2 protein-coding genes are annotated in these 2196 nt (G+C 64.4%); both read left to right on the top strand.

Annotated elements, in window-relative coordinates; genetic code table 11:
• Positions 1 to 70 precede the first annotated feature (70 nt).
• Positions 71 to 1330: an IS21 family transposase gene (gene istA, locus ACF08B_RS41600; protein WP_392322227.1), complete on the top strand. Its 1260-nt coding sequence runs from the start codon at positions 71 to 73 to the stop codon at positions 1328 to 1330.
• Positions 1327 to 2133: an IS21-like element helper ATPase IstB gene (istB, locus tag ACF08B_RS41595; protein ID WP_392322226.1), complete on the top strand. Its 807-nt coding sequence runs from the start codon at positions 1327 to 1329 to the stop codon at positions 2131 to 2133. The genes istA and istB overlap by 4 nt, the downstream gene beginning before the upstream one ends.
• Positions 2134 to 2196 lie beyond the last annotated feature (63 nt).

Below are 2196 nucleotides of genomic sequence, written 5' to 3'. Positions count from 1 at the left end.
TGTCGCGGGTTCTTGAAGACTGACCCCCAGGAGACTTCCGAAAGTTGACCCCCCTTGTCGATCATGGAGGGTGCTGAAGGTGGAGGACTGGGCCGAGATACGTCGTCTGCACCGTGCTGAGGGCGTGCCCATCAAAGAGATAGCGCGGCGGCTGGGGGTGGCCCGGAACACGGTGAGGGCCGCGTTGTCCTCGGACCGGCCGCCGAAGTACGAACGTGCCCCACGAGGGTCGGTCGTGGATCCGTATGAGCCGCAGATCCGGGTTCTGCTGAAGGAATGGCCGCGGATGCCGGCTCCCGTCGTTGCCGAGCGGATCGCCTGGCCGTATTCGATGTCGCCGCTGAAGAAACGGCTGGCTCTGTTGCGGCCGGAATACGTGGGAATCGACCCGGTGGACCGCGTCCATTACGAGCCCGGTGAGATAACCCAGTGCGATCTATGGTTCCCCGAGACGAAGGTCCCCGTCGCCGCCGGCCAGGACCGGATTCTGCCGGTGCTGGTAATGACGCTGGGGTTCTCCCGCTATTTATCCGCGGCCATGATCCCCTCCCGCCAGGGCGGTGACATCCTCTCGGGCATGTGGTCGCTGATCAGCGCGATAGGACGGGTAACCAGGACTCTGGTCTGGGACCGTGAGTCCGCGATCGGTGGAACGGGCAGGGTGACAGCTCCGGCGGCTGCGTTCGCTGGAACTCTGGCGACCCGGATTCATCTCGCGCCGCCACGGGACCCTGAATACAAGGGGATGGTCGAGCGGAACAACCAGTATCTGGAGACGTCGTTCCTTCCGGGAAGGCAGTTCACCTCGCCGGCGGACTTCAATCAACAGCTGGGCGAATGGCTGGTGCGGGCCAATTCCCGCACGGTCCGTTCGATCCAGGGTCGGCCGGTGGATCTGCTGGAGACCGACTACCTGTCGATGCTGCCGCTGCCGCCCACGACTCCCCCGATCGGGCTGAACCACCGAGTCCGGCTGGCCCGCGACTACTACGTCCGTGTCGACACCGTCGACTACTCGGTCGATCCGCAGGTCATCGGCAGATTCGTTGACGTGACCGCATCGCCGCAGACCATCACGGTGTTCTGCGAGGGCCAGGTCGTCGCCCGCCATGAACGGTCCTGGGCCAAGCAGGCCGTGGTCACCGACCCGGCCCACGCGGCCACGGCCGCCCGGATGCGGCAGGCTCTGGCGCTGGACCGCCGCCGGCGCGAGGAAGCCACCCGCCACCACCCCGACGGCCATGCCGTCACCCTGCGGGCCCTGCCCGACTACGACGCCCTGTTCGGCGTCGACTTCGATCCCACTCCGACGAAAGCGAGCAATGAATGAGTACCGCCGCCGCAGACATCGCGGCTCACAAAGACGGCTTGCCCTCGATGCTGGCCTATCTGACCCGGGCTCTCAAAATGCCAACCATCGGGGCCACTTGGGAGGATCTCGCTTCCCAGGCGCGGGACGAGAACTGGTCACACGAGGAATACCTGGCTGCCCTTCTGCAGCGACAGGTCGCCGACCGGGAGTCCAAGGGAACGGTAATGCGGATCAGGACCGCTCACTTCCCGCAGGTTAAAACGCTGGAGGACTTCAACCTGGACCATCTTCCATCCCTGCGGCGTGATGTCCTGGCTCATCTGGCCACCGGCACGTTCGTCGCCAAAGCAGAGAACGTCATCCTGCTCGGTCCGCCGGGAATCGGGAAGACGCATCTGGCCATCGGCCTGGGAGTGAAGGCAGCCCACTCCGGCTATTCCGTCCTCTTCGACACTGCCAGCAACTGGATCGTCCGCCTCAGCGAAGCCCATCAAGCCGGGCGACTGGAGGCCGAGCTGAAGAAGATTCGCCGCTACAAGCTGATCATTATCGACGAGGTCGGCTACATCCCCTTCGACCAGGACGCCGCGAATCTGTTCTTCCAGCTGATCGCGTCCCGTTACGAACAAGGCTCCGTGATGGTCACCTCGAACCTGCCCTTCGGACGCTGGGGAGAGACCTTCTCCGACGACGTCGTCGCGGCCGCAATGATCGACCGCCTCGTCCACCACGCTGAGGTCCTCACCCTCACCGGCGACTCCTACCGCACCCGCCAGCGACGCCAGCTCCTCGCGAAAGAGAACCGCGCAAACCAGGACTGATCCAACCCCGAGGGGTCAATTTTCAGAGGTCCGGGAGGGGTCAAAATTCAGGAAGCGTTGACA

Source organism: Streptomyces sp. NPDC015139 (assembly GCF_043079785.1).
Lineage (GTDB): Bacteria > Actinomycetota > Actinomycetes > Streptomycetales > Streptomycetaceae > Streptomyces > Streptomyces albidocamelliae.
This window is presented reverse-complemented; position numbering and strand designations above follow the sequence as displayed.

Bases quoted from the DNA above. Each gene is read 5' to 3' on its own strand.
- istB (WP_392322226.1), top strand. From the start codon at position 1,327: ATGAGTACCGCCGCCGCAGACATCGCGGCTCACAAAGACGGCTTGCCC.